General features: G+C 63.8%; 12 protein-coding genes. 6 read left to right on the top strand and 6 right to left on the bottom strand.

Annotated features, from left to right (window positions below; genetic code table 11):
- Positions 1–6 precede the first annotated feature (6 nt).
- The 4 genes from ACE3TU_RS00200 to ACE3TU_RS00185 all read right to left on the bottom strand — a co-directional run bounded on the left by ACE3TU_RS00200 (position 7) and on the right by ACE3TU_RS00185 (position 5,205).
- Positions 7–1,611, bottom strand: a complete 1,605-nt coding sequence (locus tag ACE3TU_RS00200) for an N-6 DNA methylase (protein ID WP_374618638.1) — start codon at positions 1,609–1,611, stop codon at positions 7–9.
- 186 nt (positions 1,612–1,797) lie between these two features.
- Positions 1,798–3,240 carry a helix-turn-helix domain-containing protein gene (locus ACE3TU_RS00195; RefSeq protein WP_374618636.1) on the bottom strand — a complete coding sequence of 481 codons (1,443 nt, stop codon included), beginning with the start codon at positions 3,238–3,240 and terminating at the stop codon, positions 1,798–1,800.
- Between the two features lie 4 nt (positions 3,241–3,244).
- Positions 3,245–4,114 (bottom strand): nucleotidyl transferase AbiEii/AbiGii toxin family protein, encoded by an 870-nt coding sequence (locus ACE3TU_RS00190; protein WP_374618633.1) that lies wholly within the window; start codon positions 4,112–4,114, stop codon positions 3,245–3,247.
- Positions 4,102–5,205: a type IV toxin-antitoxin system AbiEi family antitoxin gene (locus ACE3TU_RS00185; protein WP_374618630.1), complete on the bottom strand. Its 1,104-nt coding sequence runs from the start codon at positions 5,203–5,205 to the stop codon at positions 4,102–4,104. The genes ACE3TU_RS00190 and ACE3TU_RS00185 overlap by 13 nt, the downstream gene beginning before the upstream one ends.
- Positions 5,206–5,363: 158 nt before the next feature.
- Between ACE3TU_RS00185 and ACE3TU_RS00180 the strand changes: the two genes are divergently transcribed.
- Entirely contained in the window at positions 5,364–5,930 is a 567-nt protein-coding gene (locus ACE3TU_RS00180; RefSeq protein ID WP_374618627.1) for a T4SS efffector SepA family protein, read from the top strand.
- A gap of 107 nt (positions 5,931–6,037) precedes the next feature.
- On the opposite strand, the gene ACE3TU_RS00175 is transcribed toward ACE3TU_RS00180, so the two are convergent.
- Complete coding sequence (locus ACE3TU_RS00175) at positions 6,038–7,789, bottom strand: phospholipase D-like domain-containing protein (protein WP_374618624.1); 1,752 nt, start codon at positions 7,787–7,789, stop codon at positions 6,038–6,040.
- 189 nt (positions 7,790–7,978) lie between these two features.
- Between ACE3TU_RS00175 and ACE3TU_RS00170 the strand changes: the two genes are divergently transcribed.
- Positions 7,979–8,341: a hypothetical protein gene (locus tag ACE3TU_RS00170; protein WP_374618622.1), complete on the top strand. Its 363-nt coding sequence runs from the start codon at positions 7,979–7,981 to the stop codon at positions 8,339–8,341.
- Position 8,342: 1 nt separating this feature from the next.
- Complete coding sequence (locus ACE3TU_RS00165) at positions 8,343–8,909, top strand: type II toxin-antitoxin system VapC family toxin (protein WP_374618619.1); 567 nt, start codon at positions 8,343–8,345, stop codon at positions 8,907–8,909.
- 45 nt (positions 8,910–8,954) lie between these two features.
- Here ACE3TU_RS00165 and dinB read toward each other — a convergent pair whose 3' ends face one another.
- A complete protein-coding gene (gene dinB, locus ACE3TU_RS00160) occupies positions 8,955–10,076 on the bottom strand; it encodes a DNA polymerase IV (RefSeq protein ID WP_374618805.1) in 1,122 nt (373 codons plus the stop codon).
- Positions 10,077–10,237: 161 nt separating this feature from the next.
- Here dinB and ACE3TU_RS00155 point away from each other — a divergent pair, with 161 nt between their 5' ends.
- From ACE3TU_RS00155 to ACE3TU_RS00145, 3 genes are read left to right on the top strand one after another with little or no spacing between them, the layout of a single operon-like run.
- Complete coding sequence (locus ACE3TU_RS00155; protein WP_374618617.1) at positions 10,238–10,999, top strand: ImuA family protein; 762 nt, start codon at positions 10,238–10,240, stop codon at positions 10,997–10,999.
- A complete protein-coding gene (locus tag ACE3TU_RS00150) occupies positions 10,914–12,434 on the top strand; it encodes a DNA polymerase Y family protein (RefSeq protein ID WP_374618802.1) in 1,521 nt (506 codons plus the stop codon). Before ACE3TU_RS00155 ends, ACE3TU_RS00150 begins: the two co-directional genes overlap by 86 nt.
- On the top strand, positions 12,431–15,697 hold the full coding sequence (locus ACE3TU_RS00145) for an error-prone DNA polymerase (protein ID WP_374618614.1): 3,267 nt from the start codon (positions 12,431–12,433) through the stop codon (positions 15,695–15,697). Before ACE3TU_RS00150 ends, ACE3TU_RS00145 begins: the two co-directional genes overlap by 4 nt.
- Positions 15,698–15,730: the final 33 nt, after the last annotated feature.

Here is a 15,730-nt window from a genome sequence, read left to right as displayed (position 1 = left end):
GCGCCATCAGGCTTCGACCATCTTGGCGTGGACGCGATAGGCCGCAAGCGCTGCGGCCTCCGCGTCGCCATCCGCGTCACGAAGCGCCTCTCGAAAAACCGCCGGCAAAGGGAGGTCGAGCTTGCGCAGCAGCGTGACCGAAACGGCGGCGGTTCCCGACACCCGTCGGTATCGTTGATCAACCGCACTCGTGTTCAGCAGAGCGACGGCGAGGGCAAGCTGCTCGGGGTTCTCGGATGTGAGAACGATCGTGTGGTTCTCGGTGACGAAGCCGCCCCAGCGGGCGACTACGGCAGGATCGACCATCGCCGCTATCAGCCGACGTGGCTGTTTGTCGTTCGTGGTACGCTGCATGACCGCCGCCGCCGAGCGGATCACAGCTGCGCTGTCCTCGGCGAACGTCACGAAGTCTGTTTGAATGCCCTTCTTACCGGAGGGCCGGCAGAGTGCCCCCGACCGAACATTCTTCGCCCATATCAACGGAAAACCCCGCCGCCCTCCGAGCTTCGAAACCAGCCGGGTTTGCTCGCGATTCCAGACAAAATATCCCGTCTTGGCGCCGACGCCATAGTCGGCGAGGGTTGCACCGCCGACGGTCTGGGGATCGATCGCAGGAAGTGGCCAAGCGTCGCCCGACTTGGGCGGTAGGGCCTGCTCGACGATCGGCGTCGCCGAGCATGTCACTCCGACGATCGGAAAGCGCACCTTGGCATCGGCGCGATGCGCCTTTCCCTTGCGCACGATCAGCACACTAATGTCCTGAGCGACGTCCAGGAAAACACCATCCCGACCGGCAATCGAACCGATCGTCAGAACTTCGCCGCGCGACCGAATGAAACTTCGCATGCGGTCGTAGAGAGGACCGGCGCGAAAGCTCGAGGGAATGACGAGGGCGACGACACCGCCAGGCTTCGCATGCCGAAAGCAAAGCTCTGCAAAGAGCGCGTACTTGTTGATGTGGCCGCTGTGGGCCACACGTCGCCAAGCCCTTCCGCGCACCTCCTCGATCGACATACGTCCATAGGGCGGGTTAGCAATCACCAGCCCGTAGGCGGCCGGAATCTTCGCCTTGAGGGCATCGTCGACGACGATGATGTCACGGGGCAGGGCCGCGCCAAGGCGATCCGCGATCAGCCGCCGGGAGAGCGTCGCCAGGCCCGCGTCGATCTCGATGCCGTTCAGGCGATAGGCTACGTCCTTGGCGGCGAGGCCCGCAGTCGCCATTCGGCCCGCAATCGTCGAGAGGAAGGCGGCTCCCCCGGCCGCAGGATCAAGAACGTCGTCCTGGGCGAAATTGAAACCGGCCTCGATGGCGAGGTCCACAACGGCGTCCGCAACGGCCGGTGGCGTGAAATATGTGGCCTGCGACCGCCGCACCTTGCTCGGTAGCATAAGGGTATAGAGCGTGCCGATCCAATAGTGTCGTTCGTCGACCGGCAACGCGTGAAGCGCACGACGGAAGCCCTCGACCCGGCTATCCGACCCGAGCTCATCAAGCAGGCCGAGGCAGGCGTCGGCCCGAGCCTGCGGCGTGGCTGCGGAAATAGCCAGTTCTCTCGCGATAATGCGAGCGCGGGCGAGCAACGTCGTTTTGCTCCCGTTCAGCTCCACGCAGCCCCCATTTCCACCAGCCGCGGCTCGCCAGCCCACGGATCATCTTGCGATTTTGCATCGAATAAGACTATGCCCGAAAGCAAACGTCTAGACCGCAAGTGCTTGTTCCCATCTTCTCGTCCGCGGCGAACTTGCGAAAGTCTCCTTTTCCAAGCCACGAAAACAAATGAAGTCCGGCGACAATCAGTCGTCGAACAGTCTCATCGAACGCATCTCGAGCCTCTTGAACTCGTTTTGCACGGCGTCCGGCGTGAGCCAGCTCTCGGGCTGAAACCAGCCCTGTGTCGCGAACAGGTTCATGAACGGAAGCGCCACCCGACGAAGCGCTCCGAAGTAATCATCGCGGAGCTCGGCCCATTGCAGCGGTATGGTCCGCGCGAAGCGATCGTCGCGGTATGGGGTCGAAGCGACGACGCGGAAATTGTCCCACATCAACATGCGATCGCTGAGCCCGCGCCAATCCATCCGGACGATTACTTGGGCCACTCCTGGCAGCTCCTGACCCATGAGACGGGCATGGGCCAGCAGCGAATGAATGGCGACGAGTATCCACAAGGGGGTCAGATGCTTGGGCGGAGATGGCTGGCCTTCTCTTGACCAGTTGTCGCGCAACGACTCCACGCTCACCGCGATGCCGCACTCATAGATCCGCCAGTAGTCGAAGGCACTCGAGATCAAGCCCGTGTTTTCCACGCGCATGCCTTCAAGGTACGTGGTCTCCCTCCCGCCCAACGTCGACATGCGAACCTGAGGCGCGCGTTCCGGCACCGAAAGAGGAAGGAACGAACCCCAGCCGTAGTACGCATATTGGTGCATCGCCACCGAGACGCGATCATTCAGCGTTCGCGGGCTTTCGATGCTGATTGGATCGCCATCCGCATCGACCAGGGCGTACCCCATGGCTGAATAGTTTTCGCCCGCCTGCAATATCTGTGCATGGTATTTTGCGTCGGTCCGCTCCGTGAGGCTGCGAGTCTGTGCGGTGAAATCGGCGGCCGTCTCAGTGACCGCCGCGACGAGCAGTTCGAGAACTCGCGAATCCGGCTGCGACCGCCCGCCGATCGACTGACGGAGGATGCTTCCCAAGAGATCGGCGCGATGCGACAGGCAACGCTCCAGAAGCGTGTTCCAATCATCGGAGCTACGGATCGGCACGCTCTCGGGGCCGGCCGCCCTCACGTAGACCGTGCCCTGCGAGATGCCGACAGGTCTGCCATTGGCGCCCTGTGGCCCATCCGCGATCGCCACAACGGGCCGTGCTCCGTGTGAGGGGACAACGACAACCGGATAGGTCACGCCTTCAAACTCGGCGCCCTGCAGGAGAACCTGCAGGCGCGGTTCGAGGTACCTCTTCACGATCGCCGAAATTGCATCCTGGCCGAACGAGGAAGGGGGCAGATCGGTGGCGCCGAGGGGCCTGCGCGTCTTGTCGTCGATACCGAAGACGAGATAACCCCCGCCGTGATTGGCAAGCGCCGCAATATGGCGCGCGAGCTTCGCTCTGTGCTCAGGATCTGTCGTGTCCATCCAGGCCTTGAACTCGACACCGAGATTTTCGTTTGCCCCGGCAATGAGGTCGGACAAATCTGAAACGGTGACCTTGTCGCGCTCGGGTGCAGCCGACATTTCCTTAGCCCCGAAACCTCAGTGCGCGCAGCCAGGCGTCGATTTGTCCGAAAGCATCCTGCTGCCATTGGTCGGGCGTGCGATCGCCTAGAATATCGGTCTGTTCGACGAACTGCCTGACGCAAGTCGGCCCGTAGCCGTCGACGGTGTCGAATTTCTCTGCAATGAAGCCGAAGCCTCGCGCGCCGCTGGCGTGTTCCAACAGTGGCCGACATGCCAGAGCGAGCGCCTCGCTGCCCTCGGGATAATTTCGAACGCAGTAGTAGATGTCGTATGCGTCCTTCTGCTTGTGCCGACCGTTGAGGGCATGCCCTTTCATGGCGAGCAAGGCTGGGATCGAGCAGACGGCGATCTCCACGCGGTTTGTGCCGCCCCCTGGCATCGGACCGGCAATCGCGACCATCTGGTAAAAGCGCAATGCTAGATCGGCGCCGTCGGCCCGCTGCACGGCGAAGTCGCTGATCAGGGGCGGCACGTTCTTGACGATTTCCGCGTCCCGCGGCATCAGAAAATCGACGATGATGTCGATCGGACCGCCGTCATCGGCCGCTGGAACCTGCCGCACAAGCTGAAATCGCCTTAGTTCGGCACGCTGCTCGTATCCGTGTTCTCTAAGCGCTTCGATCAGCGTCGTGTATTCACCGTCTCCCAGCGCCTCCGCGTCGAGACTGAGATCGACATCGAGCGTCCCGACATGGGGCATATCCTCGCTGCCGAGCAGGAGCCACGGCACGGCGCCCCCGACGACCGCGAACTTACCGCGGAAGCTGCCCAGTATCTGGCCAACTTCAATCAGCACAGCCTTGACGGCCGAGGTGGTACGATCATCGTAATCAGTCGCCGATTGCGGCTCTGCGGGAGTTACGGGCGCCATGCGAGCTTCTCCCGACGCAGGTGCTCAGCAGCTTCGCGTCCCCGTTCGCCGGCGGCTGCCAGGTCGAGATAGGTTTGCACCGGACTCGTGCAGACAACTCCCGGCACAGGCTCGACGGCATCGCGGAGGATGCCTGCATCCTTCGGTAAAGTGACAACGACATTTTCCCCCTTTGACGCCGATGACAGCTTTATCGCCTCCTGCAGTCGCACGAGGCCATCATCGTCGGCATAGAGGAATTGCGTGCTGGTTCGCCCGTAAGGTGACAACCACTGGGCGGCCGAGAAAGACCCGAGTATCGCCCATCCACCTTCCGGCTGCGCACCAAGGACTCCGCGCACCGCGGTGTCGAAGCCGCTCCCGTGAAGCGCCGAATAAAATCGCAGCCGCCGACCGACGGGCGACTCGTAGGCCTCGCGCCACGCGTCCAGCAACGCGTCGGGGTCGGTCAACGTCACTCCCTCGGACGACGTTCTTGCCCATTCCCGGTCGATTAGTGCGCTTCGCACATTGCTGATGTGGCCAAGGCTTACCGCTGACGCTTCGGCAAGGTCCGCTACGCGCCATGGTTTGTCTGGATCTCGCAACAGCACCCGGAGCACCTGCGCAGACTTGGGCTTGAAGAGGGATTTGAGTTCGCGTCGCTCCGCGCTCGGCTTGCTGTCGACCTGCCGCTCGATGAAAACACTGTCGAAAATAATGCGGGCATTGCCAACAAGGTCCAGGAAACCGACCTTGTAGTCGTTGCAAAGCGCCTGAGCCTCCGGGGAGAGGTATGGAGCGACGAAGATCGGCACCGCTTCTCTATCGAAATGCGCAGTGTAGTTACGCAGTTGAAGCAAGCCTAAGCGAACGTGCCGGGGCTGACCGTTCGACTTGACCTGGCAGACCAACGTGTGTCGGCGGCCGCCGACAGCGACGTGGGCCAAGAAATCGGCCCCGCGACCGGGGCCGTCAGCACGCTCGAGTTCGACATCCTCGACCACAAGAGCCGGGACCCTTTGCAGGAGTCCCGTTAGGGCCTCCGCAGCGTCCTTCTCCATGGTTTTCAGTTCTTCGACCGTGTTCAGCATTTGCTGAAAATATGTCATCTACTGAAATTCGGCAACCCCTTTCACTCTCCGCTGCCTTTTCAACGACTGCTGAAACCAGCCTTCCGGGTGAAAGGCAGAAATATGTTACATATCCCCTTGTATCCTTGGTCCGGATATGTAACATATTGCCTATCGAAGGAAGATAGGAGATTCTCATGATGCCGGTTGTGCGAATAAGCGATGCCACATTTTCCGATCTCAAGCTCATGGCGAGCTGGTTCGGCACCAAGACGCCCGCTGAGACGCTTGATCGCGTCATAAGGGAGACAATGGACCAGCTCGGACTCGAGCGTGACGATGAGCCCGCCGATGCGGTGGTCACGAGCGGCGGCGCAATGCAGTTCGATGTCGCGCCCGGTCTGGCGTTCACCAAGCCGTTGTCGGCGACCATCAACGGGAAGGCTGTGCCAAGCCCGCGGTGGTCGTCCGTCCTTCTGACAACGATCGCCCAACTGAAGGCCAAGGGATTGGACGGCGAGAAGCTCGTTCGCGAGTTGGGGATACCAGCCAAGGCCGTTCAGTTCGAGGATGAGGGATTCAAGTATCATCCGCACCTGGGCATTTCGGTGCAGGGCCAGTCGGCTTCCGACGCGTGGAAGGAGGTGGAACGCCTTGCCAAGAAGTGGCACATTCCGGTGACGGTCGAATTTTGGTGGCGCCAGAATCCGAAGGCCCAGTATCCCGGCCGGACGGGCATTCTCAAGGCAGGCAGTCAGCCCTGATCACAGCGAGCGGCGACGAGGCCAACCGCGCCGCTCGATGCCTCGGGGAGCGCATGCGTAGGCAACCCTCCCATCCGCTGGAGGGACCAGACGGACGGGCCAGATGCCTATCGGAAGAGCTCGCGCTTGCGATGCTTTTGCCGCCCGGGCAGGAAATGATCCTTCTGCCAGCTATCGTCCGGCGTGAGCAGCGCGGCCTCCCTCGCACTACCGCCGCCGGAGCCCGCCACTTTCAGCGCGGTCGTCCTGAAATAAAGGTGGCGGTGCAACCGAATGAACTCGTTGACCAGCACCGGCGTCACTTCGGCCGCCCACTCGCCCGAGAGCAGCAGCATGTTCTCGTCATTGTCGGTCACCGAGGCCGACGAGAAATTGGCCGATCCCGAGAAGACGCGCGGTTTTGGTCCGAACGGGTCGATCATCATCATCTTGGTATGGATGTAGAAGATGTTTCCCTGCCGTCGGTGACGTTCTTCGCGCAAGAACCAGCGGTCGAGGGCCTCGCCCTCCAAACCCGCCTTTATGCTCTTTTCCACCAGCAAGGCGCCCATCGCGACGATGTTGTCGCGGTCCTTCTCGATCGCCATCATGATCGCCTTGGCCTTGTCGGTCCGACCTGAATTCTCGGCGACGACGAAACGCAGGATGTTACTGTCCCCGGTGAAGGCCGCACCGATCTCTTCCGAGATGCCAAAGGCCGCCGTCAGGAACCCAGCCTTTTCGGCCTGCGCCATCTGGCCGGAGTACCAGCCCAGGATTCCCTCTGCGCGAGGCGAGAAGATCGGACGAACTTCGCTGGCGGCGAGAGGGTTCGGATCGGGAAACTCGCGCGTGTTGAAACCGCTGAGATCCGCTGGCGACGGGTCGCCCGCCAGCGTCTCCCAGTAGTGGGCGTAGGAGCGCGCCAGGCCCTCGTCCTCGATCACGTGAGCCAGGTTCGATTGTCCGAGAAACCCGGATGGAGTGAAGTTGGTCGATCCGGTCCAGACCGCGACCGGATGCCCGTTTTCCTCGAGCACCATGAACTTGTTGTGCGGGATGCCTGCCCACCATGTTCGAGGATAGAGCGTCAAGCCCTTTCTGCCCATCGAGGGCAGCGTGCTGCCGAGGCGCTTCTTGAGGTTCTCATCCAGCATCGCGGTCCAGTTACCGAGGCTGGTCTCATCCTGGTAGATATCGCCATTGCTGCGGCGATCGCCGGTGTTGACGCAGATCTTGACCTTCGCGCCCCGCAACGCGGCCTCCCCAAGCGCGGCCAGGAAAGGAAAATATGTGAACTCATAGGCGGCGACCTTCAGTTCGAACCCCGGGCCACTCGCGCGCCCGATAAAATCGAGCGCCGCTTCCAGGAGGCCACGACTAAGCCATTTGACCTTCGCATTGCCCGGATCGCGCTGTTCGTCGTCGCTGGGATAGGTGTTGCCGAACTGCCGGGCGAAGGCCTGTCCCGGCACGGTGCCGCGGTTGAAATACACATGGTGGCGTGCGCCCGGCGCGTTGAGCGTCGCAACGGTCATCTCGATGTCGGCGCCAGGCACTAGTTCGGCGGGCGCGCCATAGAGAGGGCGGATGACATAGTCAGCCGCCTCACCGCCGGGTTCGGCGTTGTAGTCCGACCACTGGAAATCCTGGATCGGATGCTCGTTGGTCGGCTTGAGCATGCCGGGCTCAGGATTGGGATAGGTCTCCTCGAACACCTTGAAGCCATTCATCCAAACGATGTTGCCGCTCGGTTTGCGCTTGCCCAGAGCAAACCCAAGCAGGCCTCGTCGCGCCTCTTCGGTTGCGTCCATTCCGAACAGTACAGTGTGAGTGCCCGGTATTGCGTGAACGCTGATGCCGTTCTTTTCTTTTCGCATGCACTTCCCCCAGAACTGCAAGAGTCGAACGGCCCATCTGGAGCCGGCAAGTAAAGCGTACACGACGATTATGTCAGCTGATAGGGAAGGACGTGTTTGTCGTGGCGATGCGACCGAACCTGCCTTGAATTCAGCGCCCCAGATGCTATGTTGGACAGAAGTCAAAAACGTTCAACACGAGAGAGCAAAATGGCGAAGACCAGCAAGCCCACGATTGCCCGCGCCGGCACAAGCGGCTCTCCGATCAAGAGCCGTAAGACGAAGCTCGGCCGCGTGGCGAAGACGGGGAGGTTCGTCCTCATCGATCCGGCGCGCCGCAAGGCCGTACTGTCCGCCGCCGAGAAGTCCGGACTGCTCGGCGAAAAGAGCGCGCGCATCGGCGGGCGCATCAGCCCGGCGCTGCTGGAGCAAGCCAAGAAGCAGACGGGGATCAGCACCGATACCGATCTCATCGAATTCGCGCTTGCCAATGTGGCGCTCGAGGACGAGTTCAGCAAAGCCTTCGACAAGGTGCGTGGAACGGTCGATCCGTCTCTGAAGCTCGGCTTCTGAGGTGGCCGCCTTCGATTTCGATGCCGCGGTTCGATGGGGGCGGCTCGATCCCGGTCGCACCCTGTCGCGGCGGAACGATGCAGACCTGCCCTTTATCGGAGATCACCCTGGCGCCGGGCACGGCCTGCTGCTCGACACCTGCGTCTATATCGATGGTTTGCAAGGCCATTCACCCGATTCCGTTGCAGAGCTCCTGAGTCTCCGAGTGGCCAACCACTCGACGATCGCGATCCAGGAGCTGATGCACACGGTTGGCGTACTCGATCCCGCCGATCCGCGGACCAAGGGCGTCGTCAAGCAGATCGGTGTTCTTGTCGATGCCATGCCGGCACATCGCACCTTCACTCCCGATGCCGACGTGCTGGCGCGGGCCGCGCTGCTTTCGGGCATGCTGTGCCGGCTGCAGGGTTATCAGAAGGACGCGCGGCTGCGCGCCCTTCACGATTGTGTCCTGTTCCTGCAGGCGCAAAAGCTCGGCTTCGCGGTCCTTACCGCCAATGTTGGCGATTTCGACTATCTGCTGCAGCTCGTCCCCGCCGGTCGAGTGCTCTTCTACCGTCGGGCCTGAAATCGTCGGTTCCCTCAAGAGGAGGGGCCACTCTCAGACGGATAGCTACAGCGACAGCGAAAGCTGCGGTTTTTCTACGTTCGATCCAACGAGCAGCGACGACAGCGTCACGCCCAGCAGACGAATGCCTTTCGGGATGGGGAAGGTTGCTTCGAGCAATCCGTCCGCGAGCTCGCGCAGCTCGTCCTCGCTGCGGATCGGCGCATGCACGGTTCTGCTGCGGGTGATGATCTGGAAGTCCGCATATTTCACCTTCAAGGTCACAGTCCGACCCGAGAAGCCGCGCTCCTCGCAATAGCGCCAAACCTTGGCGGCCAGTGTCACCAACTCCGCTTTTGCCAAGTCGAACTCGAACAGGTCCGCGGCGAACGTGTCCTCGGCGCCGACCGACTTGCGCGGCCGGTCGGGCTGAACCGGACGATCATCTATGCCGCGCGAAATGGCGTAATACCAGGCGCCCGCCTTGCCGAAATGCTCCTGCAGGAAAGGCAAGGTCTGGCCACGCAGATCCGCGCCGCTCTCGATCCCGAGCCCCTGCATCTTGGCCGCCGTCGCTGGACCGATGCCGTGAAACTTCTTGACCGGCAGTCGCGCCACAAAATCTGCTCCAATGGCCGGCGTGATGACCGCCTGGCCATTGGGCTTGTTCAAGTCGCTCGCCATCTTGGCGAGGAACTTGCAGTAGGAGATGCCCGCCGAGGCGTTGAGCCCGGTTACTTCCTTGATCCGGGCTCGGATCGCGGTTGCGATCTCGGTGGCGACGCGGATGTGCTGCTTGTTCTCGGTGACGTCGAGATAGGCCTCGTCGAGCGACAGCGGTTCGATGAGATCGGTGTGCTCGGCGAAAATCTCGCGGATCTGTGCCGACACCGCCCGATAGACCTCGAATCGGGGCTTGACGAAGATGAGGTCGGGGCAGCGGCGCCTGGCGGTCACTGAGGGAAGCGCCGAGCGCACGCCGAATGCACGGGCCTCGTAGCTTGCCGCCGCGACGACGCCGCGGGCCGCCGAGCCACCGACCGCCACCGGCTTGCCACGCAGCTCGGGATTATCGCGCTGTTCCACCGAGGCATAGAAGGCGTCCATGTCGACGTGAATGATCTTGCGCACCCGGGCTTGCGCCGGATCCGCGCCATCATCTGCCCGACGTGTCGCGCTGCCTTTCATGACCACATTTCGCTTGTAGATATCCGCACGCAGCATCCCAGATTTTGCCTTGTGCCGACAGGGTTGGACGGCACTCTGCCGGGGAACGATTCGCCCGGATTGACTCTTACCCGATAGAGAACAAAAATAGAACATATCAAAACTGGGAGAAGTGCGCGGGCATGGCCATGTCCTCGAGCAGCCTTGCATTGTCCGAACTTCGGGACCGTATCGCGCGGCTCGAGGGCGGCTCTGCACGCCGGCGCGAGGTCCTGCCCTTCGGCGTCCGCGAGATCGACAGGGTGCTGCCGGGAGGCGGGTTGGCCCTCGGGGCGCTGCATGAAGTCGCCGGCGGCGCCAATGGCGCCGTCGATGGCGCCGCGGCTGCCCTTTGGGCCGCCGGCATCGCCGCCCGGACGCGTGGGCGTGTCCTGTGGTGCGTTACGCGGCAGGACCTCTTTGCCCCATCCCTGGCCCACGCCGGTCTACCGCCCGGCCGGGTGATCTTTGTTGAGGCCGGCGACGAGGCTGCGGTCCTCGCCTGTTTCGAGGAAGGTCTCCGCCATGGCGGCCTCGGCGCCGTGGTGGCAGAGGTCGCGCGCCTGCCGATGACGAGCTCGCGCCGCCTGCAGCTTGCCGCCGAGGTCTCCGGCACGCTCGGCATCGCTATTCGCCGGTGGCGGCGCCAGACCGAAGCCACCGATTTTGGACAACCGACCGCCGCGGTCAGCCGCTGGCGGGTTTCAGCTCTCTCCTCCCGACCTTTGCCGGTTCCCGGCGTCGGCCGCCCTCGCTGGCGGCTCGAATTGCTGCGCATCAGGGCAGGCGAGAGCGCAGACTTTGAAGTGGAAGCCCCAGATGCCAAGGGTCGTCTCGCTCTATCTGCCGACCTGGCCCACCGATCGGCTGCGCCGCAAGCTCGGCGCCTCGGCGCCATCCGCTGATACGCCGATCGTTTTGTTCGGTCGGCAGGGCCGCCGCCGCGAGGTCCTCGCCCTCGATGCTGCAGGACGACAGGCGGGCTTGCGCATCGGCATGCCGGCAAGCAAGGCACAGGTCCTCGTTCCCGGTCTCGTCAACCTCGAGCTCGATCCGGCCGAAGACGGGGCTGCGCTCGACCGGCTTGCTCTCTGGGCGCTGCGTTATGCACCGATCGTTGCCGCCGATCCGCCGGATGGCCTCATCATCGACACCGGCGGCGCCGATCATCTGCACGGGGGTGAGGCGGCGATGCTCACCAGCCTGGTCGACCGGATGGAAGCGTCCGGCATCGCCGCCCGGGCGGCGGTAGCCGATGCCTGGGGCACCGCCCATGCCGCGGCGCGGTTCCTCGCACGACCGATCGCAATCATCCCGCCCGGGCAGGCCGCGCCCGCCATGCGGGATCTATCGATCCGCGCGCTGCGCTTGCCTGCACCGATCGTCGAGGGCCTTCATGTTCTCGGCTTCGAGCGGATCGGCGACATCGAGGACACGCCGAAGGCGCCGCTCACGCATCGCTTCGGCCCCGAGCTCATGCGCCGCCTCGACCAGGTGATGGGCCGCGCTCCCGAGCCCTTCGAGCCCGTCCGGTCGCCCGAGCTGATCGAGGTTCGCCGCGCCTTCGGCGAGCCGATCGGCGCTGCCGAAACCATCGCGCGCTACACCGCCAGGCTCGTCGACCAGCTCTGCGCCGCGCTTGAACATCAGGGGCTTGGCGCGCGGCGGCTCGACCTTCTATTTCATCGGGTCGACAACCGCATCGAGGCTATCCGCGTCGGCACGGCGTCGCCGGTGCGCGAGGGGCGCCGCCTGACCCGGCTCCTCACCGACCGCATCGAGACCGTGGATCCCGGGTTCGGCATCGAGCTGATGTCGTTAACCGCGACGCTGGCCGAGCCGCTGCGTGACCGGCAGACCATCTCCTCGCTTATCGAGCCGGAAGACCCGGACATCTCCGATCTCATCGACGTCATCGCCAATCGCTTGGGATCCAGCCGGCTCTATCGTTTCGCTCCGGTCGAAAGCGATTTGCCTGAGCGCTCGGTCAAACGCGTCGCGCTGACCGCGCCGGACGATGGCGCCAGTTGGCGAGGCGAGTGGCCGCGGCCGTCGCGTCTGCTCACGCCGCCCGAGCCGATCGACACCATGGCGCTGCTTCCGGACAATCCTCCGGTCTGGTTCACTTGGCGCGGAGTCCGCCGCCGCGTTGTCCGCGCCGACGGTCCCGAGCGCATCTTCGGCGAGTGGTGGCTGCATCAGGCCGAGGCGACATCGGTGCGGGATTACTTCCGGGTCGAGGACGAGGGCGGCGAGCGCTTCTGGATCTATCGCGCCGGCGACGGCGAGGATCCGGCGACGGGCTCGCACAAATGGTTCCTGCACGGGATCTTCGCATGAGCGGGCCGCGCTATGCCGAGCTGCAGGTCACCTCGCACTTCTCGTTCCTGCGCGGTGCGAGCTCCTGTGATGAGCTGTTCGCGCAGGCGGCGCTGCTCGGCATCAAGGCGCTCGCCGTCGTCGATCGTAACAGCCTCGCCGGCGTCGTGCGCGCACACGAGGCCGCCAAGGCGACCGGCGTGCGCCTGATCGTCGGCTGCCGCCTCGATCTCGCCGACGGCATGTCGCTGCTCGTCTATCCGACGGATCGGCCGGCCTATAGCCGCCTGTGCCGCTTGCTGTCGCTCGGCAAGTCGCGCGGCGGCAAGGGCCTTTGCCATCTCGAATGGGCCGATGTCATCGCCTATGGCGAAGGCCTGATCGCCGTCCTCTTGCCCGACGTCGCCGACGATACCTGCGCCATGCAGTTGCGCCGTCTGCGGGATGCGTTCGGGAGGAATGCCTATGTCGCGCTCACCTTGCGCCGGCGCCCCAATGACCAGTTGCGTATCCACGAGTTGGCGAACCTGGCGACACAGATGGGTGTCGCCACAGTGGTTACGAACGATGTTCTGTTCCATCACCCGGAACGCCGCATCCTGCAGGACGTCGTCACCTGCATCCGCCACAACATCACCATCGATGATGCCGGCTTCCGGCGCGAGCGCCATGCCGACCGGCACCTGAAGCCGCCCGAGGAAATGCATCGGCTGTTCAGCCGCTATCCGGAGGCCCTGGCGCGAACGGTCTCGATCGCCGAGCAATGCCGCTTCTCGCTCGACGAACTCGCCTATCAATATCCGGAAGAAAAGACCATGCCGGGCCTCACCGCCCAGCAGGCGCTCGAGAAGCTCACCTGGGAAGGGGCGGCGCGCCGCTATCCCGAAGGCGTGCCGGACAAGGTGGTGGGCCTCCTCAAGCACGAGCTCGGCCTGATCGAGACGCTGCGCTACGCGCCCTATTTCCTGACCGTGAACGCCATCGTGGCCTTCGCGCGGTCGAAGGACATTCTCTGTCAGGGCAGGGGGTCGGCCGCCAACTCGGCGGTCTGCTATGTGCTGGGCATCACCAGCATCGATCCGGACCGCAACAATCTGCTGTTCGAGCGCTTCGTCAGCCAGGAGCGCAAGGAGCCGCCCGACATCGATGTCGACTTCGAGCATGAGCGGCGCGAGATCGTCATGCAGTGGGTCTACGAGACCTATGGCCGCGATCACAGCGCGCTCTGCTCGACCGTGGTGCGCTATCACACCAAGGGCGCCGTCAGGGACATCGGCAAAGCGCTCGGCCTGCCCGAAGACGTCACCAAGCTGCTCTCCTCGCAGGTCTGGGGTCACGGCGAAGGCATCGACGAGACCCGCGCCCGCGAGCTCAATCTCAACCTCGCCGATCGGCGCCTGACCCTAACGCTCGAGCTGGCCCGACAGCTCGAAGGCACGCCGCGGCACCTATCGCAACATCCGGGTGGATTCGTCCTCACCCACGACCGGCTCGACGAGCTGGTGCCGATCGAGCCTGCGCGCATGGTCGATCGCCAGGTCATCGAATGGGACAAGGACGATATCGACATCCTGAAATTCATGAAGGTGGATGTCTTGGCTTTGGGGATGCTCACCGCGATGAAGCGGAGCTTCGACCTCTTGGCCGAGCACAAGGGCGTCACCCTCGACCTCGCCACCATCCCCGCCGAGGATCCGGCGACCTATGCGATGATCCGCAAGGCCGACACCATCGGGGTCTTCCAGATCGAGAGCCGGGCGCAGATGTCGATGCTGCCGCGCATCAAGCCGCGAACCTTCTACGATCTGGTCGTCGAGGTCGCGATCGTCCGACCCGGGCCGATCCAGGGCGACATGGTGCATCCCTACCTGCGCCGGCGGGAGGGCAGGGAGCCGGTCGAGTTCCCGACTCCCGAGCTCGAGCGTGTGCTCGGCAAGACGCTGGGTGTACCGTTGTTCCAGGAGCAGGCCATGCAGGTAGCCATGGTCTGCGCCGGCTTTTCCGCCGGCGAAGCCGACCAGCTGCGCCGCGCCATGGCGACGTTCAAGCACACCGGCGGCGTCAGCAAGTTCCGCGACAAGCTGATCGGCGGCATGATCGCCAACGGCTACACGCCGGACTTCGCCGCCAACACCTTCAAGCAGCTCGAGGGTTTTGGCAGCTATGGCTTTCCGGAGTCGCACGCTGCCAGCTTTGCGCTGATCGCCTATGCCTCGTCGTGGATGAAGTGCCACCATCCCGATGTCTTCTGTGCGGCGCTGCTCAACTCGCAGCCGATGGGCTTCTACCTGCCGGCGCAGATCGTGCGCGACGCGGTCGGTCACGGTGTCCAGATCCGTCCTGTCTGCATCAATATGAGCCGCTGGGATTGCACGCTCGAGCCCGTGGGCGAGGACGGCCGTTTCGCGGTGCGCCTCGGCATGCGCCTGGTGAAGGGTTTGGCCAATGACGATGCCGCCGCCATCATCGCGGCACGCGGGGACGAACCTTTTGCATCCGCAGGCGATCTCTGGCACCGCGCCGGCGTGCCCGCCGCCTCGCTGGTGCAACTCGCCGAGGCCGACGCCTTCCGTCCCTCACTCGGCCTGGCGCGCCGTGAGGCGCTCTGGTCATTGAAGGGTCTCCATGACGACCCACTGCCGCTGTTTGCCGCCGCATCGGAGCGCGAGCGGCGCACCATTGTCGAGCGGATCGAGCCCTCCGTTTCGTTGCGTCCCATGGTGGCCGGCCGCGAAGTCGTCGAAGACTATGGTCATGTCGGGCTCACGCTGCGCGAACACCCGGTCACCTTCCTGCGGGCCGGCCTCAGCCGGCGCCGCATCGTCACCTGTGCCCAGGCCATGGCGGCGCGTGACGGCCGTTGGCTCGAGGCTGCGGGCCTCGTCCTCGTCCGGCAGCGGCCCGGCTCGGCCAAGGGCGTGATGTTCGTCACCATGGAAGACGAGACCGGTGCCGCCAACATCGTGGTCTGGGTGAAAGTTTTCGAGAAATTCCGGCGCACAATGCTGTCGGCTTCGATGCTCGCCGTGCGTGGGCGCATCCAGCGGGAGGGCGACGTCGTCCACCTCGTCGCCAATACCGTCACCGATCTCTCGGCCGAGCTCGCCAGCGTTGGCAATCGCGATTCCGCCTTTCCATTGCCGCACGGCCGAGGGGACGAGGCCCATCACGGCGGTCCTGGGATCGACCCGCGCAGCCTGCCCAAAGGTTTCCGGCCGCACGACATGGTCGATCCCACGTTGAAGGTCGAACCGATCAGGGTAAAGACGCGCGACTTCAGATGAACTAGATAGGCGCTCGCGAAGAGTCGGCGACAG

The sequence above is a fragment of the Devosia sp. genome, assembly GCF_041917035.1.
Classification (GTDB): Bacteria; Pseudomonadota; Alphaproteobacteria; order Rhizobiales; family Devosiaceae; genus Devosia_A.
This window is presented reverse-complemented; position numbering and strand designations above follow the sequence as displayed.